At 49.4% G+C, this 23,534-nt stretch carries 19 protein-coding genes; 14 read left to right on the top strand and 5 right to left on the bottom strand.

Annotation, left to right across the window (positions count from 1 at the left end; genetic code table 11):
* Both FCL47_RS03925 and FCL47_RS03920 read left to right on the top strand, forming a co-directional pair.
* Nucleotides 1-1,601: response regulator (locus FCL47_RS03925; protein ID WP_205747205.1), on the top strand; the 1,601-nt coding region annotated here is incomplete at its 5' end.
* A 458-nt stretch (nucleotides 1,602-2,059) separates the two neighbouring features.
* Nucleotides 2,060-2,644: a hypothetical protein gene (locus FCL47_RS03920; RefSeq protein WP_136812127.1), complete on the top strand. Its 585-nt coding sequence runs from the start codon at nucleotides 2,060-2,062 to the stop codon at nucleotides 2,642-2,644.
* A 441-nt stretch (nucleotides 2,645-3,085) separates the two neighbouring features.
* Here FCL47_RS03920 and FCL47_RS03915 read toward each other — a convergent pair whose 3' ends face one another.
* The 3 genes from FCL47_RS03915 to FCL47_RS03905 form a co-directional block, all read right to left on the bottom strand.
* On the bottom strand, nucleotides 3,086-3,799 hold the full coding sequence (locus FCL47_RS03915; protein WP_136812126.1) for a hypothetical protein: 714 nt from the start codon (nucleotides 3,797-3,799) through the stop codon (nucleotides 3,086-3,088).
* A gap of 55 nt (nucleotides 3,800-3,854) precedes the next feature.
* Nucleotides 3,855-4,667 carry a hypothetical protein gene (locus FCL47_RS03910; protein WP_136812125.1) on the bottom strand — a complete coding sequence of 271 codons (813 nt, stop codon included), beginning with the start codon at nucleotides 4,665-4,667 and terminating at the stop codon, nucleotides 3,855-3,857.
* A gap of 86 nt (nucleotides 4,668-4,753) precedes the next feature.
* On the bottom strand, nucleotides 4,754-5,557 hold the full coding sequence (locus FCL47_RS03905; protein WP_136812124.1) for an HNH endonuclease: 804 nt from the start codon (nucleotides 5,555-5,557) through the stop codon (nucleotides 4,754-4,756).
* A gap of 796 nt (nucleotides 5,558-6,353) precedes the next feature.
* Between FCL47_RS03905 and FCL47_RS03900 the strand changes: the two genes are divergently transcribed.
* From FCL47_RS03900 to FCL47_RS03870, 7 genes are read left to right on the top strand one after another with little or no spacing between them, the layout of a single operon-like run.
* A complete protein-coding gene (locus FCL47_RS03900; RefSeq protein ID WP_136812123.1) occupies nucleotides 6,354-7,616 on the top strand; it encodes a threonine synthase in 1,263 nt (420 codons plus the stop codon).
* 14 nt (nucleotides 7,617-7,630) lie between these two features.
* Nucleotides 7,631-9,100 (top strand): pyridoxal-phosphate dependent enzyme, encoded by a 1,470-nt coding sequence (locus FCL47_RS03895; protein WP_136812122.1) that lies wholly within the window; start codon nucleotides 7,631-7,633, stop codon nucleotides 9,098-9,100.
* Nucleotides 9,101-9,135: 35 nt separating this feature from the next.
* Nucleotides 9,136-10,524 (top strand): 8-oxoguanine deaminase, encoded by a 1,389-nt coding sequence (locus tag FCL47_RS03890; RefSeq protein ID WP_136812121.1) that lies wholly within the window; start codon nucleotides 9,136-9,138, stop codon nucleotides 10,522-10,524.
* A complete protein-coding gene (gene xdhA / locus FCL47_RS03885) occupies nucleotides 10,511-12,841 on the top strand; it encodes a xanthine dehydrogenase subunit XdhA (RefSeq protein ID WP_136812120.1) in 2,331 nt (776 codons plus the stop codon). The genes FCL47_RS03890 and xdhA overlap by 14 nt, the downstream gene beginning before the upstream one ends.
* Complete coding sequence (gene xdhB / locus FCL47_RS03880) at nucleotides 12,834-13,733, top strand: xanthine dehydrogenase subunit XdhB (RefSeq protein ID WP_136812119.1); 900 nt, start codon at nucleotides 12,834-12,836, stop codon at nucleotides 13,731-13,733. Before xdhA ends, xdhB begins: the two co-directional genes overlap by 8 nt.
* Nucleotide 13,734: 1 nt before the next feature.
* Complete coding sequence (gene xdhC, locus FCL47_RS03875; protein WP_136812118.1) at nucleotides 13,735-14,223, top strand: xanthine dehydrogenase subunit XdhC; 489 nt, start codon at nucleotides 13,735-13,737, stop codon at nucleotides 14,221-14,223.
* A 14-nt stretch (nucleotides 14,224-14,237) separates the two neighbouring features.
* Nucleotides 14,238-14,927, top strand: coding sequence for a transcriptional regulator (locus FCL47_RS03870; protein ID WP_136812117.1), 690 nt, complete (start codon nucleotides 14,238-14,240; stop codon nucleotides 14,925-14,927).
* A 48-nt stretch (nucleotides 14,928-14,975) separates the two neighbouring features.
* Here FCL47_RS03870 and FCL47_RS03865 read toward each other — a convergent pair whose 3' ends face one another.
* A complete protein-coding gene (locus tag FCL47_RS03865; protein WP_136812116.1) occupies nucleotides 14,976-16,184 on the bottom strand; it encodes an EAL and HDOD domain-containing protein in 1,209 nt (402 codons plus the stop codon).
* A 253-nt stretch (nucleotides 16,185-16,437) separates the two neighbouring features.
* On the opposite strand from FCL47_RS03865, the gene pta reads away from it, so the two are divergent.
* Both pta and FCL47_RS03855 read left to right on the top strand, forming a co-directional pair.
* The gene (gene pta / locus FCL47_RS03860) at nucleotides 16,438-18,543 is read left to right on the top strand and encodes a phosphate acetyltransferase (RefSeq protein WP_136812115.1); all 2,106 of its coding nucleotides are present in this window, start codon (nucleotides 16,438-16,440) and stop codon (nucleotides 18,541-18,543) included.
* Nucleotides 18,544-19,036: 493 nt separating this feature from the next.
* Nucleotides 19,037-19,438: a hypothetical protein gene (locus FCL47_RS03855; protein WP_136812114.1), complete on the top strand. Its 402-nt coding sequence runs from the start codon at nucleotides 19,037-19,039 to the stop codon at nucleotides 19,436-19,438.
* Between the two features lie 94 nt (nucleotides 19,439-19,532).
* Here the strand turns inward: FCL47_RS03855 and FCL47_RS03850 are convergent, their stop codons facing one another.
* Nucleotides 19,533-19,826, bottom strand: a complete 294-nt coding sequence (locus FCL47_RS03850) for an antibiotic biosynthesis monooxygenase (RefSeq protein ID WP_136812113.1) — start codon at nucleotides 19,824-19,826, stop codon at nucleotides 19,533-19,535.
* A gap of 255 nt (nucleotides 19,827-20,081) precedes the next feature.
* Between FCL47_RS03850 and FCL47_RS03845 the strand changes: the two genes are divergently transcribed.
* The 3 genes from FCL47_RS03845 to FCL47_RS03835 all read left to right on the top strand — a co-directional run bounded on the left by FCL47_RS03845 (nucleotide 20,082) and on the right by FCL47_RS03835 (nucleotide 23,477).
* A complete protein-coding gene (locus FCL47_RS03845; protein ID WP_136812178.1) occupies nucleotides 20,082-21,695 on the top strand; it encodes a glucose-6-phosphate isomerase in 1,614 nt (537 codons plus the stop codon).
* Nucleotides 21,696-21,823: 128 nt separating this feature from the next.
* Complete coding sequence (locus FCL47_RS03840) at nucleotides 21,824-23,212, top strand: DEAD/DEAH box helicase (protein WP_136812112.1); 1,389 nt, start codon at nucleotides 21,824-21,826, stop codon at nucleotides 23,210-23,212.
* Between the two features lie 64 nt (nucleotides 23,213-23,276).
* Nucleotides 23,277-23,477 carry a YwbE family protein gene (locus FCL47_RS03835; protein WP_136812111.1) on the top strand — a complete coding sequence of 67 codons (201 nt, stop codon included), beginning with the start codon at nucleotides 23,277-23,279 and terminating at the stop codon, nucleotides 23,475-23,477.
* Nucleotides 23,478-23,534 lie beyond the last annotated feature (57 nt).

Genomic DNA, 23,534 nt, shown 5'->3' with positions numbered 1-23,534 from the left:
CTATTGTAAAAGCAAACGAAAAGATGCGTTTTGAGATCACTGAACGTAAGAAGACGGAAAGGGCATTACTACAATCCCAGAGCAAGTTGCAACGTTATATCACCGCAATTGATGATATAGGTTTGGGCTTGTGTGTCATCGATTCTGACTATCATCTAAGAATCATGAATAATACGATGATTGGCTGGTTTGGTGATTATCACGGCAGTACCTGCCATAGCATAATTATGGGACAGGACAGTCCCTGCCAACATTGCAGGCTAAAAGAGGTTGTCGAAGAAGCAAAGAAGATTCGTTACCAGCCTACTATGGCAAATGACCGCAGGTTTGATATTGTGGCTACCCCTATCGCTAACAACGATGGAACCACTTCAAAAATGTTGATAATTAGAGACATTACGGAACAACATCAACAGGAACAGCGCCGATTGGAATTGAGCCGGCAAACAGAAGAACTCAAAAAGCTGGCCAGTCTGAAAAACATGGCTGGCGCTATTGCTCATCGATTTAACAATGCTATGGTTGCTGTACAGGGTAACCTGCAGCTCTTGACTCTGTATTTGCCTGACTCTTCAAAAGAGCATGTGATGGCCTCGCGCGCTTTTCTGGCTGCAAAAGGAGCGTCGCAGATAGGATCCAGTATGCTCAGTTATGTTGGCCAGCAACCTCTGACTCCCCGCGAAGTGTCTCTGGTGGAAGTGGTAAGAGAAGCAGTCACTGCCCTAAAGCACCTCTTTCTCTCCACAATTAATCTGGAATTTAAACATTCCGTTTGCCCGTTTTATTGTCGTATAGATCGGCAACAATTGAAAGTGGTGATCGAGAACATAGTAACTAACGCATTGGAATCGCTCAAAGGGGATTCAGGAACCATCGAAATCACCTTTGGTAGCGACTACTTCGCCAAAGATCAATTCCCCTTATATTTTCAGGATACCGATCTCAAAAATGGAATGTATTCTTTCTGCCAGATAAAAGATTCAGGGCAAGGGGTAAGTGCTGAAGATCTGCCTAAGGTTTTTGATCCTTTCTATACCACCAAGTTTGTCGGCAGGGGGCTGGGGCTTGCCTTGTCAGCAGGCGTTATGCAGACACACCAAGGGGCGCTAACTTTTGATAGCAATCCAGAGAGCGGGACAAAGGTAAAAATACTGTTGCCGTCCCTTGACTCCTCATCAGAACAACCAAGTTTAGTTTCAGGTGATTCAAAGGTTCCGTCAACAAAGTTGTCAGGTAATATTTTACTTGTTGATGATGAAAGTAGTGTCCTTGATGTCGGCAGGAAAATTCTTACCATACTGGGATTCAATGTGGATACGGCTGTCAACGGCAGAGAAGCCGTGGCCAAATTCAGTGAGCCCGAAATCGATTATTGTGCAATTGTTATGGACGTTGCAATGCCTGAAATGGATGGAATTGAAGCCATGAAAGTAATCAGGAAGAGCAATCCTACTATTCCAATATTGTTGAGCAGTGGCTATTCTGAAAGTGAATTAGTCTTTAGTAAGGAGCAGGGGAGTCAACCGGACGTTTTTCTGCCTAAACCCTTTAGTATATCTGATCTGCAGAATAATCTTGCAAAGATATTATCTCCATGCTGAACCCGGTGCTTGTTCTCAAGCACCCTAAAACATGATTAGCTCGACAAATCATAATTGTTTCAATTCGAGAATCTTATCTAACTATTCCGATTTTCGGGATAATTTGAATCAATTTTTCCAATTTTATGGGAGAAATATGGCCTACTGATCGCTGTCAATATTTAATATAGCTATGTTGACTTTTGAGATTTGAGTCGGCAGCATCTTCCGGATCAAATGATTCTACCCTCATCCGAAGCAATTTTGGAATAATCTTTTGGCCGAAGATTGCAATTTTTTGGATATAATTTAATATTACGGTTCTAGGTGAATCTCATTTAATATACAGATTATTGAATACAATTCGTCGTGTTCTCGTGTCTTTGTAATGGAATCCTGCCTGATTTTCTAAGGAAAAAATAGTCAACAGCGAGAGTTTATCGATAATAAATAAATGAGAAAAGTAAGGAGGTTTACAAATGAAACAACTTGCTGGCTTATTAGTTGAATATCTTGTAATTGGCGCTGTGGCCTTAATTTGGATAGTCCCTGTACTCTCATATAATTCAATGCCATCTATCCAAGTTGCTTCAATCTCGGCCATACCAAGTTTACTCGCATTCACTCTGCCTGCAATGTACGTAGTTGGAATGGTTTGTGATTTTCTTGGCTATCGAATAGCAAAGCTTAGTAAACTTGGTAAATATGGAAAAGATGGAATCAAAAAAAAAGTGTGGGGGGATGAGGTTTATCCAGGCTCACAGTACATTCATGTTTATGCTACCTGCTATGAGCCCAAACTTGCCGAAGAGATAGAAGCAAGGAGTAGTCGAGATAGGGTGGCACGTGGTGCTTTTGTAGCTTTTTCCCCTGTATTATTCTTCCCTCCAGCCAGTTTGCCATTTCTTCTACATTTAATCATCACAATTTTTTTTCTAGTCGTACTGTCTTTCATGTGGCATAGATATCAGAAACTATCCATCAAATATGAATTGTTAGTGTGGAAAGTGCTGCAAGATAAACATGAAGTAGTTTCGTACAAAAATGATAAACTAATCACTTGACCCAAAAGCAAGCCTTGTGGAATATTCAGGACCTAACTTCTGGTCAATGAGTTAATTTATTGTTTCCGAATCATTCATATAAATCTTATGATGGTTGATGTTTCCGGAGAATCTTGGTCTGTACTATCCCCTTGTGGATCGCAGGCAAAGAAGGCAGGTTTTGATCGACAGGAGATATCTGTACTTTGGAGAAATTAATTTGAGAAACATATTACATGAGGTGAGTCAAGCAAAGACCCGACCCCTTTTCTTTCATTTGAGGGAGCTTTCGTTAACCTCTGATATTTTATCCAATTCTGAGAACATAGAACCTCATCTAGATTGGCAGCTAACGATTGAATTCACGGACCACAAGGAAACGTGAATATTGATATGGCACCGTAAACACGAAACTTGCTGATAAATTCAACCGCGCCACTTGTGGTCCGGTGTAATGACTGGTTATGTCTTGATACTTCTTAATTTCAAAAACTTAGTACATCTATTCGGATGCCACGTGCCTTGTAACGCTTTTTCATTGCCAGGAACAACGGAATAGACGACATTCACAGCAATAACGTCAACAATATAAAGCCAAGTGGCGAACAAAGACGAATTGCCTTCATTTACCGCAGTGATAGGGCTGACGGCGGCATACTTGTGCTTTACCGTACCAAGTGAATTTCCAATGGCTATATAAATATTGCCGTGAGCAACACGCTTTTGAAGGGAAACGGCAAACTGGGAAATATCAATGGGGACACCGTCATTCACTATTTTGCACCCAAACAGCTTCACGAAAAAAAGATGCACGTCCAAAATCGATTGTCTCGTTGTACCTGGGAATACCTTTGAGAGATTAAGTTTGCGATTCTTTTTCAGCACAGGCCAATTACTACGCAAATATTCCGATAGTTTCTCCCAAGCTTTATCGTATGGTTGAGTAAGGCTGCTATTGCAGTTATTACAGATCAATGCTTTTGATTTAAACCTTGGGGAGTTGCAGCTACCGACAGGAATGTTTCTCCTCTCTTCAGTATGAAAGTAGACTGGTTCCTTTTGAGAGACTCGCCCAAAGTGCGATCTTAGATCGGATGCTTTCACGAGATGCTCACCGGTTTTTCCCTCTCCACCACATATCCAACATTTCATAGGCGGCACTCTACTTACAGACATAACGGCCCGCCTCACCGGACCCGCGTTGTTTGCGGGGTCCGAGTGCAGGCGGTGGTTATGTTTCTATTATTTCTTTTGTTGAAAAAACTACAAAACTTAACAATGAAAAACATTTGAGTGAATTCATTTCGGTACCATAATCTAAATGTTTTCTGTGCCCATGTAATATGCCATTTCTGCTTGGAGCCAATTTTTTAGCCAGTGCACTTGATTTTGATACTCCAGCATTATGGTGATTCCTCAGCTTAAAAGGTGATAAAAAAAGTTCTGTAAACATATCTGCTTGAATCTTTTCTTCATCAATTAGTTTGTCAATGTTTTCTGACACTTTATTTTCAGTGAACAAGAAACTTTTCAATAATGATTCGCAGCAAATTCCGTCGGCTTGGCTCAAAAAAAGAGGAATAGCTGCTATATAATTTCCTGATAAATGCAAGTTGAATGCATTTTCAAGTATGTGTTTTCGATTTGGGCAGAGTTCCAACATTCTCTCAGTTATTTGTTCCCAATCGGCATTTAGATGATTTATCATAAAATCATCTAATGGAAGAGTATCATCACAATTAGGGTAGAAAAATGTTAGCCAATTTGGATACCAACCATTTTCAGCCATTTCCTCAACATTTTTCTTTTTATCTATTTGCCACTTGTGTGCAGCTTCAGCCCAACCCTGTAATGTTTTTCCTATTTGTAATATAAATGGTTCTAAATTTAATTTTAACTGATTGATGTTTTTAGCTATTGGAATAATGATTTCATCAAGTCTTTCTATGAATGAGATTAATATATTGCTTGCATTTTCAATACTTAATCGAAATGCTTTAACTATAATCTCAATTTGTTTTGATAGCTGATCGTTATCGTTCATTTTTCAATTTAAAATCATCATGTTTTGTTACATAACGCCGGGGTGCCCGGGTATCGGGCTGGAACTTTTGGTTATGATATTTAATTTTATTGGTTAATTTTTCTCCATCTATAAGAAAGTAGATCATTGATAAATTTTCCTTTAAAGAAGTAAGGATCAGCATCATTGAACTTTTTCGCAATATCTTTCAATTTTCTCCGTCCACCGTCTATTTGGATAAACAGATAGAACATGACGCCATATGCAATGTAAACAACTAAATAGAGATCTGATTTCATGTCCTTTATGTAAACCTTAACATCAATATCAAAAGGTTTGGCCTGCCCAAGAATAGTGTCAAAATTTAGCTCCTCGGTGATGCCATGATAGGGAATTGACAATACTTTCCATGTTGTAGGTACTTTTTTTAAATACCTTTTTATTAACAAAGCAGCTGCACTTTTTGTAATGACTGCTAATGAAGTGAATAGGACTTTTGCTTCTATGTTTACTGGCTCGGTTTGTTGTATGAATTCAGGATCATTGATTTCAGAATACGAGTTGTTTCTAACATCCCGTATTTTAAAAAATAGTAACTCTTTTTCTGAAAACTCATCAAAACATTCAGAATTGAGTGTCATTAACAGTAGATTAGAGTGCTGTTTATGTTGAAGTTTTGAAATACACTCAGGATCATATAATTTTGAGATAATTTTTAATGCTACTCTACAGTATGACTCTGGACCAAAAGAGTTATTGCAAATGTCGTGAGTAGGTAGAAAGCCACCATAATCATACCCTTTTGCTCTCGGCTGTTCCCGGTCAATTAATAGTTTTGGGACGACATGATCACTACTAATTTTCTCGTCATCAGGAATATCTTTTCCACAAAGGTAACAAATTGTACTCATAGTTTTTTCATATCATAACAAGTTATTCTTTGGTTTCCTTATAGCTCCAGAATATAGAAATTATTGAAAACGTAAAATCAACAGGTTATCCCGTTTTCTGCACTATATCACGACAAGATCACTGGATATCCAGTTAACAGGATAACATTCATGTTATAAATCTCTGCTTAATTTGCTAGCAAATTCAAGACCTAAAAAAAAGAGAGCAAAAAAGGGGCACCCATTAAAAGGCCCCTTGTTCGTTGCCGCCAAAGTCAACATATTTCCAACAAATCTGAACCACTGCCATCCTCAAATGATAGGTGACCCGGCAGTGACATTAGGGTCGCGCTGCTACTATGTAGTAATAAAATCCTGTATGATAACTAGCAGTTATACTATTACCACCAGCGAGTTGTTAATACAATTGATTATTCACGTAAGTTCAGGAGGTTGCCTGGGGTGGCGATTGTCTGCGTTTGCCAAGGACTTGGAGGCGGGGAAGGAAAGCATCGCAACCAAATAGGTAGAACGCTCAAGGTATCACAGGGTGTCAATGTCAATTCGTTACATCATTATTTGCCAGGCGACAATGTTTCACGAGAACATTCGCCTCAACCATTTCTCATGGTCTGCCTGATACCGGCATGAAAAATCAAAATTATTTGAAAACTATCTAAAAAATTTGAATAGACGAGCCAGTAAAATATTGACGGCCTTTGTGAATTCTTTATAATGCCGCATGGTGTATATTGTGTTGTCCTCAGAATCGAATCCTTAGATTATTCCGGTCTGTGTCTATCCGTCAGGAGATCCTATGAACTACGTCAGTCACGCAACATGCATGATCTGCGGGAAAACATATCTAAAAGATCAGTTTGACTATATCTGTCCCGACCACGGAACCGAAGGGATTCTCGATATTCAGTATGATTACGACGCCATAAAAAAAGATTTTTCAAAGGCAGCGCTGGCGGCTTCCCCAGATCCGTCTATTTTTCGCTACCGGCCACTGCTGCCGGTGGAACATGACGCTTTGGCCCCGACCATGGTCGTCGGCAACAGCCCTCTGCTGCAATTTGACATACTTGGTAAAGAGCTGGGCGTGCATCGTCTGTTCATTAAAGACGACGGCCGGCTGCCTACCGCATCTTTTAAGGACCGGGCCAGCACCATTGCCGTGGTCAAAGCGCAGGAACAAAAGGCCGGGGTGATCACCACCGCAAGCACCGGCAATGCCGCCGCTGCGCTCAGTGGGATCTGCGCCTCGGTGGGCCAGAAAAATGTAATTTTTGTGCCGGCCAGTGCGCCCCGGGCTAAACTTGCCCAGCTGCTTATGTTTGGTTCCATCGTTATCCTGGTTGACGGTACCTACGATGACGCTTTTGAGCTCTGCCTGCTGGCGGCAGACGAATATGGCTGGTATAACAGGAATACCGGGTACAATCCCTATATGACCGAAGGGAAGAAGACCTGTGCCTTTGAGATATGCGAGCAGCTCTGCTGGCAGGCTCCCGATGCGATCTTTGTCAGTGTCGGCGACGGTTGCATCATCGGCGGTATCCATAAAGGACTCAAGGATCTTCTGGCCCTGGGCTGGATTGACAAGATGCCCCGGCTTTATGGCGTGCAGGCAGAAGGCAGCAGTTACATGGCCCAGGCCTGGAGAGAGGGCGGGGACATCGTGACCAAGCCGCCCATTGCCGCGCAGACGGTGGCTGACAGCATCAGTGCCGGACTGCCCCGCGACCGGATAAAGGCCCTGCATGCCGTGAAAGATACCAATGGCGCCTATCTCTCCGTCAGTGACGACGATATTATCCGCGCCATTCCCGATCTTGCCCGAAAAACCGGGATTTTTGCCGAGCCGGCCGGGGCTGCGACCTGGGCAGGATTGCAAAAAGCGGCCAGCGAAGGATTGCTGCACCCGAGCGAAACGGTGGTTATGATCAACACCGGCAGCGGCCTGAAAGATATCAACAGCGCCATGGATGCCGTCGGTCGTGTCGGCCTGCAGTCCTTTAAGGTCGAACCGACTCTGGAAAATTTCAAGAAAATTGCCTCTCAACTCAATCTCTAAGCAGGAGATACTATATGATCGATCTGACCATCTTTCCGGAACCGCTGAAAAGAAGCGTGGAACTTGCCCGGGAGAGAAATATTATTATACCGACCTTAAAACAGCAGCGGGACCCGTCGCTGATCCCGGAAAAGATCGTTGCCAGGTTGAAAAATGTCGGCCTGTGGGATCTTGATCCGCTCAACCTGTTTCGCATCACCTGGCATAATGAACCCAAAGACGTCGGGGGCGGGTATGGCGATGTCAATTATCTCGAGCTGCCGGAGAGTCTGACCGGGGTCAAAGCCCGGATCGTCGCGGTGGTCGGCAAGTATTTTCCAACCGGAGCCCATAAGGTGGGCGCTGCCTTCGGCTGTCTGGTGCCGCGTCTCGTCACCGGCCAGTTTGATCCGTCCACCCAGAAGGCGGTCTGGCCGTCGACCGGCAATTATTGCCGGGGCGGCGCTTATGACTCGGCGCTTCTTGGCTGCGAATCCATTGCTATCCTGCCCGAGGAGATGAGCCGGGAACGGTTTGAATGGCTGCAGAGTGTTGCCGGGGAGATTATCAAGACGCCGGGCTCTGAGAGTAACGTCAAAGAGATTTTCGATAAATGCTGGGAGCTGCGAAAATCCGGACAGGATCTGGTTATTTTCAACCAGTTTGACGAGATGGGCAACTATCTCTGGCATCATGAAATCACCGGGCCGGCGATGCAGAGCGTTATCGAGAAGATTAAAAGGGCCGGCGACAGAGTCCGCGGTCTGATCTCGGCCACCGGATCCGGCGGCACCATTGCCTCGGGGGATTATCTCAAGAAACAGTATCCGGAGTGCAAGATTGTTGCCTGCGAGGCCCTGCAGTGTCCGACCCTGCTCAATAACGGCTTTGGCGCACACCGGATTGAAGGGATAGGCGACAAGCATATCCCCTGGATTCACAACGCCAAAAACACCGATTTTGTCATTGCCATGGATGACAATGTGCCGATCAATCTTATCCGTCTCTTTAATGAGCCGGCGGGGCGGGAGCTGTTAAAACACAAGGGCGTGGCTGCAGATATTGTCGACAAGCTCGATCTGCTTGGCATCTCCGGGGCGTCGAATATCGCCTCGGCCATCAAGTTTGCCCGGTACAACGAGCTGACCGAAAAAGATATCGTCGTCACCGTGCTCACCGACTCGATGGACCTCTATAAAAGCAGGCTCACCGAACTGACCGCCGAGTGCGGCAGCTTTACGGCAACCGATGCAGAAGTCGTCTACCAGCGGGATCTTATGGGGTTGACCATGGACAGCATGGAAGAGCTGACCTACTACGGTAAAAAGCGGATCCATAACCTGAAATATTACACCTGGGTCGAGCAGCAGGGCAAGACCTACGCAGAAATCCAGGAACAGTGGTACAATGAGTCGTACTGGAGCTCCATCGTGGATAAAACCGATGAGATAGACGCCTTGATTGAAGACTTTAACCAAAAGACCGGATTACTCGATAAACTGTAACACGCGCAATACAGTTTCGGGAGGCAAGCAAAGCTATGCAGAATGAAACATTATTGCTGAGGAACTGCTTCTCTGTCTGGCCGGGAGATGGTTTGCCGGCCATTGGCAAGGTAGATATTGTCATAAAGAACGGGCGTATTGAGCGGATTGGCGAAAGGTTGCCGGCCGAAGAAGTCCGTTGTTTTGACGGCCGGGTCATCGATTGCTCAAGCCATGTGGTGCTGCCCGGCCTCGTCAATACCCATCACCACTTTTACCAGACCCTGACCAGGAACATTCCGGCGGTCCAGAATGCCAAGCTGTTTGACTGGCTGGTCTATCTCTACGAAATATGGAAGTATATCGATGAAGAGGCGATATACTATTCCTCGCTGCTGGCCATGGGCGAGCTGCTGAAGACCGGCTGCACGCTGTCCACCGATCACCACTATCTCTATCCCAGGGCCATCTCCTGCGATATAATGGCCACCCAGTTCAAGGCCGCGGAAACCCTGGGCATGCGCTTTTCGCCCTGCCGGGGTTCCATGTCGCTCAGTAAAAAGGACGGCGGTCTGCCGCCCGACTCGGTGGTCCAGACGGATGACGAGATTCTGATCGACTCCGAACGGGTCATCAGCCGGTTTCATGATGACTCGGAATTATCGATGCGCAAGATTATCCTTGCCCCCTGCAGCCCGTTTTCCGTGTCGAAAGAGCTTATGCGGCAGACCGTGCAGCTGGCCAGAAAACACAAGGTGGGGCTGCATACCCATCTGGCGGAAACAATCGATGAAAATGACTATTGTCTGCAGCTGTACGGCAAGCGGCCCCTGGCACTGCTGGCCGATTGCGATTTTTTAGGCACAGATGTTTCCTATGCCCACGGCATCCATTTTAACGATTCGGAGCTGCAGCAGCTGTTGCAGACCGGGACCCATATCGCCCATTGTGCCACGTCAAATATGCGTCTTGGCTCCGGCATCTGCCGGGTGACGGAGATGCGCAAGATGGGCATCAATGTCGGTCTCGGGGTGGATGGTGCTGCCTCGAACGATTCCTCCGATATGCTCGGGGAGGTGCGCAACGCGCTGCTTCTGCAGCGGGTACAATACGGCGCGTCCTGCCTTAACGCCACCGATGCGCTGACCATGGGCACGAAGAATGGCGCGAAACTGTTGAATTTTGCCAAGGTCGGGGAACTCAAGCCAGGCTATGGAGCCGATCTGGCCATTTTTGACGTCGGCAAAATGGAATACGCCGGGGCGCTGTCTGACCCTGTTGCCGCGCTGGTTTTTTCGGGGTTTAATCATGCCACCGACTATACCATCGTGGCGGGCAAGGTTGTGGTCGATAAAGGCCGGTTGGTGGGGGTCGATGAAGAAACAATTGCTACTCAAGCAAATATGCTCTCGCGGGCAATGATGGATAAACATGGCACAACATAATGATGCAAACAAGGTAATAGGCAAATCGGTCATCCGCACCGATGCGGTGGCCAAGGTCACGGGCCGGGCCGAATATACGGAAGATATGCACCGGCCGGGGATGCTGGTGGCCAAATATTTCCGGTCGACCATCAGCCATGGCCGGGTGACCGATATCGATACAACTGCAGCAGTGCAGCATCCGGGAGTGGAGGCGGTCTTTACCTATAAAGATGTGCCGCAAAACGTCTTTGCCACCGCCGGCCATCCCTTCTCGCTGGATCCCCACCATAAGGATATTGAAGACCGGCTCCTGCTGACCGGCAATATCCGCTGTCTGGGCGACGAGATCGCTGTTGTTGTTGCCCAGGATGAGCTGACCGCCAGGCAGGCGCTGCAGAAGATAAAAGTTGTCTGCGAACCGTATCCGCCGCTTATCCGACCGGAAGAGATTATGGCCGAAGGCGCCAGGCAGATCCACCAGGGATCACCCAATATCATCGGCGAACACCGCTATCGTTGCGGTGAGGTCGAGCAGGGCTTTGCCGAAGCGGACCATATAGTGGAAGGCGATTTTACCACCGCCATGGTCCAGCACGTCCATCTGGAAAACCATATCGCCCATGCCTATATGGACGACATGGACCGCATCGTCATCGTCTCTTCCACCCAGATTCCCCACATCGTCCGGAGGATCGTCAGCGAGGCGCTGTCTTTTCCGCTGAGCAAGATCCGGGTCATCAAGCCTTTTATCGGCGGCGGCTTCGGCAATAAACAGGATGTCGTTGTTGAACCGATGGTCGCCTTTCTCACCCTGCAGATGAGCGGCCGGCCGGTGCAGATAAACCTGTCGCGGGAAGAGTGCATGCTGTGCACGAGAAACCGGCATCCCTTCTTTCTCAAGGTGAAAACGGGGGTGATGCAGGATGGCACCATGGTCGCAAGGGATATGGATGTCATCTCCCTGACCGGCGCGTATGCCTCCCATGGTCACGCTATTGCCGCGGCGGGCGGGGCCAAGCAGAGTGCCTTGTACCCGCGGACTCCAGCGCGCTTTCATGCCAGGACACTGTACGCCAATATCCCCACCGCCGGTGCCATGCGGGCATATGGTTCGCCGCAGATTTTGTATGCGCTCGAGTGCGCGACAGAGGATGCGGCCAGAAAAATCGGCATGGATTCGGTTGCCTTCAGGCTGAAAAATATTGCCCGTCAGGGGGATATTAACCCTTTAAGTAAAGAAAAAATAGCCAGCTGCGGCCTTGCCGAGTGTCTTGAAAAGGGTCGGGAGTTTATCGATTGGGACCGCAAAAAGCGGGAATATGCCCACCATAAAACCGGACCGGTGCGCAAGGGGCTTGGCGTGGCCTGTCTGGCCTATGCCTCCGGAACCTATCCGGTCTGTGTGGAGATTGCCGGGGCCCGGATCGTGCTGAACCAGGACGGCATGGTCCATGTGATGGTCGGCGCAACCGAGATCGGCCAGGGCTCGGATACCGTGGTGGCGCAAATGGTCGCGGAAACGCTGGGTATCGCCTACGACCATGTGCGGGTGGTCCAGGCCCAGGATACCGACGTCACCCCCTTTGACACCGGTGCCTATGCGTCGCGGCAGGCCTATGTCGTTTCCAATGCGGTGTTTCGGGCCGCATCTGAGCTGAAGGCTAAAATCTGTCGCCATGCGGCACTCATGTGTGGCAGCGATGCTGCCGATCTCGATATTGTTGGCGGGGTTGTCATCGACAGCAAGAAGAGTGCGCGGGTGATGGCGCTGAAGGATCTGGCCATTGACAGCTATTACCATAAGGAGCGGGGCGGGCAGCTGAGCGCTGAGGTATCGTATAAAACGACGAGTAATGCACCGGTGTTCGGCTGCACCTTTGTTGATATCGATGTTGATATTCCGCTGTGCAAGATCAAGATCAACAGGATTATCAATGTCCATGATTCCGGGGTCATTCTCAATCCGGTGCAGGCCGCCGGCCAGGTCCATGGCGGGACTTTTATGGGCATCGGGGCCGCACTCTTTGAAGAGGTGTTGATCGACCGGGAGACCGGATATGTCTACAATAATAATCTTCTCGACTATAAGTTCCCGACCTTTATGGATATACCGTCGTTGCACCATGATTTTGTCGAGACCTTTGAGCCCACCTCCGGTTATGGCAACAAGGCTCTTGGCGAGCCCCCGGTGATCACGCCGCCCCCGGCCATTCGCAATGCGCTGCTCGATGCAACGGGCGTACATATCAACTCGTTGCCGCTCAGCCCCCATGTTTTATTTACCCATTTTACCAAAAACGGCTTGTTGAAGTCCCGGGGGGAACAACATGTTTGATTTACAGACCTACCATAAAGCGGGCTCCGTCGAGGAAGCGATCGCCTTGCTTGCGGCCAATCCAGACAGCAGGTTGCTGGCCGGCGGCACGGATATCCTGATTAAGCTGCGCCATGGGAAATCAGGCTTTGCCGAGCTGATCGATATCCACGGTCTTGCCGAATTGCGCTCTATCCGTAAAGATGCGGAAGAGAATATCCTTATCGGCTCCGGCACAACTTTTACCGATATTATCGAATCGAAACTGCTGCAACGCTCGATACCGATGCTCTGCGATGCGGCACAAAGCGTCGGTGGGCCGCAAATCAGGAATATGGCGACCATCGGCGGCAATATCTGCAACGGGGTCACCAGCGCCGATTCCGCTCCGGGGCTTTTTGGCCTCAACGCCCTGCTGCAGATACACGGTCCGGATGGCCTGCGCGAGGTCCCTGTTGCCGAATTTTATCTCGGGCCGGGAAAAGTGGATCTGCGCCGGGGCGATGTACTCGTCGCGTTCAAGATTACACCGGAAAACTACGCCGGATCCTTTGGCTATTACTATAAATATGCCATGCGCGATGCCATGGATATTGCCACCATCGGCTGCGCAGTGAGCCTCAAGACGGCTGCCTCTAAGGTGAGCGATTATCGGATAGCTTTCGGGGTTGCCGGGCCGACGCCGATCCGCTGTCCGAAAACGGAGCAGGCGGTGCTCGGCCGGGAACTTTCCGCCGAGCTGTTCGATTGCATTGCCGAGGTGGTCATTGGCGATGTGAATCCGCGCACCTCATGGCGTGCAGCAAAAGATTTTCGGCTCAATATCATCCAGGAGCTTGCCAAAAGAGCCACCCATAAGGCGTTGCAGCGGGCATTGCATCCGGCCGGACAGAAAGAAGGGGAGACAATTTAACATGACAGGGCAAAATGATAATGGCTTTACCAGGATTCAATGCACCGTAAATGGTGTCCCCAGATCACTCTTTATCGATGTGCGGAAATCGCTGCTGGAGCTCTTGCGGCAGGATCTGGGCTTGACAGGGACGAAAGAAGGCTGCGGAGTAGGTGAGTGCGGGGCCTGTTCGGTGCTGGTCGATGAGGTGCTGGTCGATTCCTGTATCTATCTGGCTGTCTGGGTAGATGGTAAGGCGATCAGGACGGTTGAAGGTGAAGCCCGGGACGGCAGACTCTCTCCCGTGCAGCAGGCCTATGTCGAAGAGGGCGCCGTGCAGTGCGGCTTCTGCACCCCGGGCTTTATCATGGCTTCCACCTCTTTTGTTGAAAAGCACCAGGGGCAGGAGGTCAGTGCCGACCAGATTCGCAAAGGGCATGCCGGCAACCTGTGTCGCTGTACCGGCTATCAGAATATACTCAAAGCTGTTGAAAAAAGTCTCAAGCCATAAATTGTGTCTGATGCATGCAAGCTGAGAAAGAACAGATATTCATCACGCTCAAGCAGTTGGCCGATCTGATGACCAATATGTTCGGGGACAACTGCGAGGTGGTGATTCATGATGTGACCACCGAAAAGATGCAGCTGGTGCATATTACCGGCAAAGTCACCAGGCGGAAGATCGGTGCGCCGGTGACCGATGTGGTGAAGAAATATCTCCTGTCTGACGGCAATGCTGTCGAAGACCGCCACTGCTTTATGACGCTCATGGATGACGGCAGTGAACTGAAATCTTCAACCAGCTATATCAGAAACCGCAACGGCGAGGTCGTCTATGCCTTTTGTGTCAACTTTAATACCACCGATCACCATAATGCCATCCAGATGCTGCAGGCCTTTGTCAATCAGACCGCTATGCAGAGAGGCGCGGCCGGGAAGAAGACCGGTGGGCCGGAAAAGATGTCATTTTCCATAGACCATACGGCGGACTCTTTCTTTGAACAGTCGGTCTCGGAGATAGGCAGGCGACCGGCGTCAATGAACACCGAGGAAAAAATCCGCCTCGTAAGGATCCTGGAAAGGAAAGGGGCCTTTCAGATTAAAGGAATGGTTGGCCAGGTGGCCTTGCGGCTGGGAGTTTCCAATTTCACCATCTATAACTATCTGAAAAAGATCCGGGCAACCAACGCCTCGAATATGCATTTGTTTACTTAACCATCTCAAACTTGATGTCTTTACGCGTTCACCTGCAAGGGAATACTCTCAATCCAATACCGATTCGGTAAAAGTGATTGCCTCCAGATACATCTCTGCAAGCTTCCCGGCGGGCACGCCTGTTGCCTGCGCTGCGGCAAGGCAGCTGGCTTTGTCCCTTTTTTCGTAGCTGAGAATCAAGTCAAGAAAAGGGGCGAACGGGCCGGTCTTGCTTACCAGGGCATCCTTGATATTGTCGCTCAGTGATAATTGCTCGCAAATATAGTCTATCGTGGTGTCGAGCAGGGCTTCCAGCAGAGAAAAAAGGCCAAGCAGGAAAATCTCGTCCGCCTTGTTTTTCAAGGAAGTTTCCGCAGCGAGCAGTTCACCCATTTTTGCTCTGACAACGGCCAGGCGTACCAGCTCGCCTGGTTTGTCGGAGGCAAGCTCGGAAATTAACACCAGGATGATAAAGCGTCGCAATTCGTTCTCCCCCAGATACGTTATGGCGTGGGCCACTGAATCGATCCTGTTGGGGCGATAGAAGTAGGAAGAATTAATATAGCGCAGCAGTTTATAGGCAAGGGCCACATCTCTCAGGACGATTTTTTCAATTTTACCGAGGGTTGTGGTCTTTTTGTTCACTTCGGCCAGCAGATTTACCAGGTTTATCTTGGACGAATCGATTTCTCTGATCCGTATTTTTTCCGGTTTACAAAAGAAGTAGCCCTGGAAATAAGAAAAACCCAGTTTGCTCGCCTTGATGAACTCGTCATAACTTTCAACCTTCTCGGCAAGATATTTGAGCTTATATCTGGAGAGCTTATAGAGGGTTTTCTGGAGGGTGTCGATGGGTGTTAGCAGAAAATCAAATTTAATTATGTCGGCGATGGCGAGGAGGGGATCCAGGCTCGAATTATACACAAAATCATCCAGGGCAATGGTGTACCCGTCATTGTGCAGTTTTTTGCAGATATCGATAATGTCGGGTGTCGGCTGCACATCTTCGAGAATTTCCACGACAATCAACTTTTTGGGAAACGAAGCGGGAAGATTCTGCAGAAGCAGGTCGCGGGTGAAATTGATGAAGCAGGGCCGTAAACCGCTTATTCTTTCGATGCCTTCGGTCAGGAAGGCACTGGAAAGTACGCTTGTCGTCGCCTTGTTGCCGCTGGTATTACTGAGCGATGATGTTTTTGTTCCTCGATACAGCAATTCATAGCCGTAGAGTCTTCGGTGCACCGTAAGAATTGGCTGTCTGGCAATAAATAAATCCATGTTACCTCATTTTTGATTGATATCTGCATAGATTAGCATAAAGATAGCAAACAAAACAGGATGGGGTCATAAAAAAATCATCTTCGTCGAACAGCAGGTTTTTGCTTCACCATCGCCGGTAGATCGACCCTTGAATAATTTTGCTTATCACTAAAGTTCAACCCGGAAGGTGTAAACATCACCTCATATCCCTGTTGAGCCGAGGTTTAGTAGTGTAATCAAATACATAATTGTTGTTTTTAGTGGAGTGGAAATGTCGAAAAACCTCTATATCACTGCGCTGGAGCCCAAAAGCGGCATCTCGCTGGTGGCTCTGGGAGTCATGGAGTTTCTCGTGCGAAACCTGGGGCGGGTCGCTGTTTTCCGGCCGATAGTCAACACCAGATATAATACCGACGGAAAAGATGAGATTATCCATTTGATATCATCTTATTACAAGCTCGATATCGCCTATCGCCGGATGTATGCCTATACCTTCGACGAAGCGCGAACACTCGTCGCCGATAAGCGATATGACAAACTCCTTGAAGGGATTCTCGACCGCTATAAAGATCTGGAAAACGAATATGATTTCGTTCTCTGCCTGGGCACGGATTTTGAGAGCGATTCTGCGGCCTTTGAGTTTGAGCTCAATGTTGAAATAGCCAACAATCTCGGCTGCCCGGTGCTGATGATTGCCAATGCACACCAGGGATCGATCGAAGGAGTTGTCCGGTCGTGTCGGTTTGCCATCGAATCTTTTGAGGAAAAAGGCTCGAAAATATTGTCGCTCATTGTTAACAGAACCCCAGCCAACCTGCAGAGGGACATGCTGCAGGCTCTTCGGGAAAAGTTGCCGAGTGAGATAGAGCTGATCTATTCGATCCCCTTTGAGGAGACACTCGACCGACCGACCATGGCCGAGATCGCCAGGGCGTTGGATGCAACAGTAATCTATGGCAGAGAGCAGTTGAACAGGCCGGTGTCCCGGTTTGTTATCGCCGCGATGAATCTGAAAAATCTATTACCAAGAATTGAGAACGATAATCTCGTCATTACGCCGATTGACCGGGTTGATGTTATTCTTGGTATGCTTGCCGCATACCGGTCGTCAAACATGCCCAATATAGGCGGTATGGTCCTTACCGGCTATATGGAAACCGATGAAATCCTGCGCAATCTTCTGCTGGGGATGGACGATCTGGTGCCTATTCTCAAAGTGAAGGATGACACCTTTACCACGGCGATGAAGATTACCGCTATTCATAACCGTATTACCCCCGAATCGACGCTCAAGATCGCCTCCGGCCTGGGACTGTTTGAGTCCCATGTGCGGACCTCCGAGTTAAGAAAGAAAATTGTCGGGTACAGCCTGCTGTTTACCACCCCGAAGATGTTCGAATTCGGCCTGGTCAATCGTGCCCGGGCCTTTAAGCAGACCATAGTACTGCCCGAGGGGGAAGATGAGCGGATCTTGCGGGCCGCGGAAATACTTGTGCACCGGGATGTGGTGGATATCATCCTGCTCGGGAAAGTGCCGGCGATCAAAAGCAAGATTTTAACTCTCGGGCTGGCCCTGAGCGGGGTTAAAATCATTGATCCGGTAGCCTCGGATCTTCTTGATGACTACGCGGCAACCTATTTTGCCCTGAGAAAACATAAAGGGATTACGCCTGATAATGCCCGGGATGTGATGTCAGCCGTCAACTACTTTGGCACCATGATGGTTTATAAAGGGCACGCGGACGGCATGGTGTCCGGCGCGGTGCATTCCACTCTGAACACGGTGCGGCCATCCCTTGAGTTTGTTAAAACGAAACCCGGCAGCACCATCATGTCGTCGGTATTTTTCATGTGTCTTGAAGACCGGGTGCTGGCCTATGGTGACTGTGCCGTCAATCCCCGGCCAACCGCAGAACAACTTGCGGAAATAGCTATTGAATCCTCAAAAACGGCAGTGCTGTTCGGGATACGGCCTTATGTCGCCATGCTGTCCTACTCTTCCGGAACATCGGGTATCGGCGAAGAGGTTGAGAAAGTGAAAAAGGCCACGGAAATCGCCCACCGGCTGGCGCCTGACCTGTTGCTCGAAGGTCCGATCCAGTATGATGCGGCTGTCGACCCCATCGTTGCCGAAACAAAGATGCCGCACAGTAAAGTAGCCGGTAAGGCGACCGTCTTTATTTTTCCTGATCTCAATACCGGCAACAATACCTATAAAGCGGTGCAGCGTTCGGCCGGTGCGGTGGCCATCGGTCCGATTATGCAGGGCCTGAATAAGCCGGTAAACGATCTAAGTCGCGGCTGTGTTGTCACTGACATCGTGAACACCGTCGCAATTACGGCTATTCAGGCGCAGGCGGAGAAGGGGTTGATTTGAGCATAAATATTTTCACCTGAATCTTTTTTTGATTACTCCTCAAACTCAGCCTGTCGCAATGGAAGGGGTGAGCTGTTCGTTTTTCGGGTCTCTGCAGCCATGGACGGCTGCAGCGAAGCCCCCAGGGATGGGTTTACGGCGTCCCGGGAAACGAACAGCTCACCCCCTCCGGTTCAGGAGCTGAACATTAGGGGGAATCAGGATCATTTTGAAAAAAACAGGATGCTTGAGTGTAATTCACTAATCCCGCCTAACGGCTTTGCGGGATAAGTTCCTTCACGAAATAATTCTCCTGTGAAAAGAACAGGAGAATTATTTCTAAGTCACTAATAATTCCTCTTGCAGGTATTTTTTTCCATGCATAAGATATTCATCACACAATGTGCCATGGGAAGTATGGCGCGGCGCAAGCCTTAACCACCCCCATTGCTGGGGCGAGCCGACCCCTTCGGCCGACCGCGGTGATGTCCGCGTTGATAAATGGAGGTGTGCTATGTTTTTGTTATATGGTGTGGTGTGTTTGTGTCTTGCTGCTCTGCTGTTTGTGGGCACTCTGCTTGGGGCGCGAAATCCTGTCAGGCCTTACTGGGCCGGAGAATCGATAGTTGCCAATATCCTGACGCCGGCTATTCTGGGCTTTGTTGTCCTGGGAATCGGCTTTTGTGCCAAGGCGTTCATGGGTGATGTTCTGCCGGGTTTTCTGGAGTGGGGCGCTGCCGCGATCAGTGCCGCTGTGACGGTGGGCATTATCATGATGCTGGGTGTCGGCAAAAAACTGGCAGCATTTTCGGCTGAAGAGATGCAGCGCGGTGAAGTTATCCATTTCGATTTTCAGGCAAATCGTCCGCCCGAAACGCCGATCAACGATAAACCCGGCTTTCGCAAAGCCGCATAAGGCGTAAGGATCGATTTTCTTCTATCGGTAAATATCCTGTCCCCTGAAAGGACGGAACGTTTACCGATAGACAGTCTGGCTCTAAATACTCTCCTTAAAAATCTTCCTGCTTATAGACATCAAAGAAGGTCTTCTCCCCAATAAGCGAATCGATTGTCTGTTGTATGTTTTTAGTCGATTTTTTGTTCATCCACTTGGCCCAATGGTCGACTGTTTCCCACTCACTGATAACAAGATACTCCCCGGGGTCGTTGAGGCTCGAATAGGTTGAGCGCGAGACAAACCCTTTCTGACCCTCGGCTGACTTGCGCAACTTCTTCAGCAAGGGGATAAGTTTATCTTTCTTGTCGATACGAAAGTTTCGTCTGCTGATGATTTTAGCATTCATGGATTTTCTCCTATTGGGGATGAAAAGGGGAACCGGCCACAGATCCAGACAGCCAGGTTAATACATACCACAGGCAAAGCACGTTTTTCTTATAATGAATCTCAATGTGCTGCGCTCGAACAATTTTTTGTCACTTTCTGGCTTTTCGGTAAGAAGGCACTACTTTTATTGGCAATGACAATCTCATTCCGCACCATATGTTTGGCCAGGAACCAAGATTACATCAATATACAATAAAACCAAGGAGGAAAAATGATGCCTTATGAGGGGATAGTATCTCATCCTGCCTTTGCAACACTCCGGAAACTTGCTGAAAGCCCCTTTCCTCTGAGTCGGCCGGGGGCGCTGACCCGAGATCGACTGCTCGCTTTAACATGCCGGACGGGAGAATTTAAACTGCTTTACGGGACCCAGCGCCTCGATACTGCTGTTCTGGACGCTCTGCAGGAGCTGGCTGATGAAAGTCAGGTTATACAGCAGTTCCAGGAGATGAAACGGGGCAAGGTCATCAACCGGATAGACGGGTATGAGAGCGAAGAGCGGATGGTTTTACATACCGCCGCCCGGGACATCTTTACAACGCCGGCCCACCCCGAGGCAACCGGGCAGGCAATAGCCGAGCTTGATAAGCTGCGCAGTTTTCTCGATGAGCTGGCAAGCGGGCGTATCGTCAACGCGGCCGGACAGAAATTTACCACTATGGTGATGATCGGTATCGGCGGTTCCGATCTTGGGCCTCGGGCGCTGTATCTGGCGCTGGCAGCCTATGCAACACTGGAGAGGTCGGTGCGATTCATCTCTAATGTTGATCCGGATGATGCGGCTGCTGTTCTCCGTAATCTTGATTTGAGTCGCACCCTGGTGAACGTTGTTTCCAAGAGTGGCACCACCCTCGAAACCCTGACGAATGAACAGCTGGTACGGGCGGCTTTCCAGGCTGCCGGTCTGGATCCCGGCAAGCATTTTATCGCCGTGACCGGTAAGGGCAGTCCCATGGACAATCCCTCCAGCTACCTGCGTTCGTTTTATATGTTTGATTATATCGGCGGCCGTTATAGTGCGACCTCCATGGTGGGTGCGGTGATGCTGGGTTTTGCCCTGGGGTATGACGCCCTTGTTGAAATTCTGCGCGGGGCAAATGATATCGACCGGGCTGCCGAAGAAACGGATATTCGCCGCAACATCCCGCTGCTCATGGCGATGATCGGCATCTGGAACCATACTTTCCTGGGCCACGAGACAATCGCTGTTCTTCCCTACAGTCAGGCGCTGATCCGTTTTGCCGCCCATCTGCAGCAATGCGATATGGAAAGCAACGGCAAATCGATTGATCGCCAGGGCAATGCCTTGACCGTGCAGAGCGGCCCCATCGTCTGGGGTGAGCCCGGCACCAATGGTCAGCACGCCTTTTATCAGCTCCTGCATCAGGGAACGACCATCGTTCCGGTTGAGTTCATCGGGTTTCGCTCCAGTCAATATGCACAGGATATCGTCATAAAGGAGACGACCTCGCAGGATAAACTGCTGGCCAATCTGCTGGCCCAGTCTCTGGCGATGGCTACCGGCCGGGATAATGCAAACCCCAATAAACGTTTTGCCGGCAATAGACCCAATAGTATCCTCCTTGCCGATCGTCTGACCCCTTATACGATGGGGGCATTACTGGCGATCTACGAGACGAAAATCGCCATGCAGGGTTTTGTCTGGAATATCAATTCGTTTGACCAGGAAGGTGTGCAGCTTGGCAAGGTCTTGGCGGGTGAAATCCTTGAACATATCGGCCGATACCGCAAGGATGACACGTATCGTGGAGCGGGCGATGATGTCAGCTGGCTGATGGTTGAGGCGGCAGAATTGCTGGGGTCGTAAAAACTGCCCAAAGGGTATAGAAATCCCCATCTGCGAGGTGCAAGGTTTTTACCTGGCCATCGTAGAAATTCACTTTCGGCTCGTTTAGCTCCCTGAGATAAATACATTTATTAAAAGCGATACCACCTATGCCATTTTCCAGCTTCGGACTCTCCAAACCTCTTTTACGCGCCGTCGCTGATAAAGAGTATACGGTCCCTTCTCCCATTCAGCAGGAGGTCATCCCGGCGGTGCTTGCCGGCAGGGATGTGATGGCCGCAGCGGCAACCGGCACCGGCAAGACCGCCGGATTTACCCTGCCGCTCCTGCAGCGGCTTGGCAGCGGGCCGCGGGTGAAGCCGAACCATATCCGAATCCTGGTGCTGGCGCCGACCCGCGAGCTGGCGGTGCAGGTTGCCGACAGTGTTGCAGCATATGGAAAATATCTCGCGCTCAAATCGGGGGTTGTGTACGGCGGGGTGAAGATAAATCCGCAGATGATGAAACTGCGCGGTGGGATTGATGTGCTCGTGGCGACACCGGGACGCCTGCTCGATTTGTTCGACCGCAATGCCGTGCAGTTTTCCCAGCTGGAGACGCTGGTCCTTGATGAGGCGGATCGGCTGCTCGAGCTGGGATTTTTGGCCGATATTCGTAAAATTCTGGCGCTGCTGCCGCCACGACGCCAGAACCTTCTTTTTTCCGCCACTTTTTCCTCTGATATTTCCCTGCTCGCTGAGCGTCTGCTGCATAATCCCGTCAAGATAGATATTACCCCTAAAAATGTGGCAGCAAAAACCGTCAGGCAGTGGCTGATAGAAGTGGACAAAACCAGAAAGCCGGCTCTGCTTTGTCACCTTATCCGTAAATACAACTGGACCCAGGTGCTGGTCTTTACCAGGACAAAAGAAGGTGCCGACCGCTTGGTGCAGCGGCTTATGCGCGAGGATTTTTCCGCGGTCGCGCTCCATGGCGATAAGAGCCAGAATGAGCGCGCTCGCGCCCTTGCTGCTTTCAAAGCGCATGAGGTGCGGATCCTGGTCGCAACCGATATCGTTGCCCGGGGGATCGATATTAATGAACTGCCGCAGGTGGTCAATTTCGATCTGCCTAAAGTTGCCGAGGATTATATTCATCGCATCGGACGTACCGGGCGCGCAGGTTTGCCGGGAGAGGCGATTGCTCTGGTCAGTGCCGATGAGGTAAAGCTTCTTGAGGCTATCGAAAATCTGATCCGTCTGCCTCTGGTACGTGAGCTGGAGGATGGTTTTATTCCAGTGCATGGCGTGCCGCTGACGCGACAGATGAATGTCCGCCCGAAAAAACCGAAAAAGCCTAAAAAACCACCGCAGCCAGCGCAAATAAAAAAGCAGGCGGACAAGGAAGGTTTGAAAAATGTCGGGGAGGGAACATTTGCCGGCACGAAACCGAGCAGGGGCAAAAGAACAGAAGAGAGGGGCAGGGCCAGACCGGTGACAACAGAGGAAGGTCTGCCACAGAGGCGTGGACGCAGTATCGGGCCGCGGAAAAAACGCTGATTATCGATGTGCAGTGTGGTTCATGCCGAATCTTGCTGCAGATTGCAAAATAAATGGAAAACGTATGGATGGGAAAAAGCGTAGTGATATAACCCCGGGCTGCCGGGTGGCCATTGTTTTGAAAAAGGATCAGAGAACCGGAGCGTTGACAACCGGCAGGGTAAAAGACATCCTGACTAAATCACCGACCCATCCCCATGGGATCAAGGTCCGGCTGGAAAGCGGGGAAGTCGGCCGGGTGAAAGAAATATATGCCGGAGATTGAAGGCGTTTGCTGCTTTTTGGCGCGGCAGCAGAAAAAGCCCAACGGACCCAAAGCTGC

The organism is Desulfopila sp. IMCC35006 (genome assembly GCF_005116645.1).
In the GTDB taxonomy this organism is placed as follows: Bacteria; Desulfobacterota; Desulfobulbia; order Desulfobulbales; family Desulfocapsaceae; genus Desulforhopalus_A.
The sequence above is the reverse complement of the archived record's forward strand: the minus strand, read 5'-3'. Positions and strand labels throughout refer to the sequence as shown.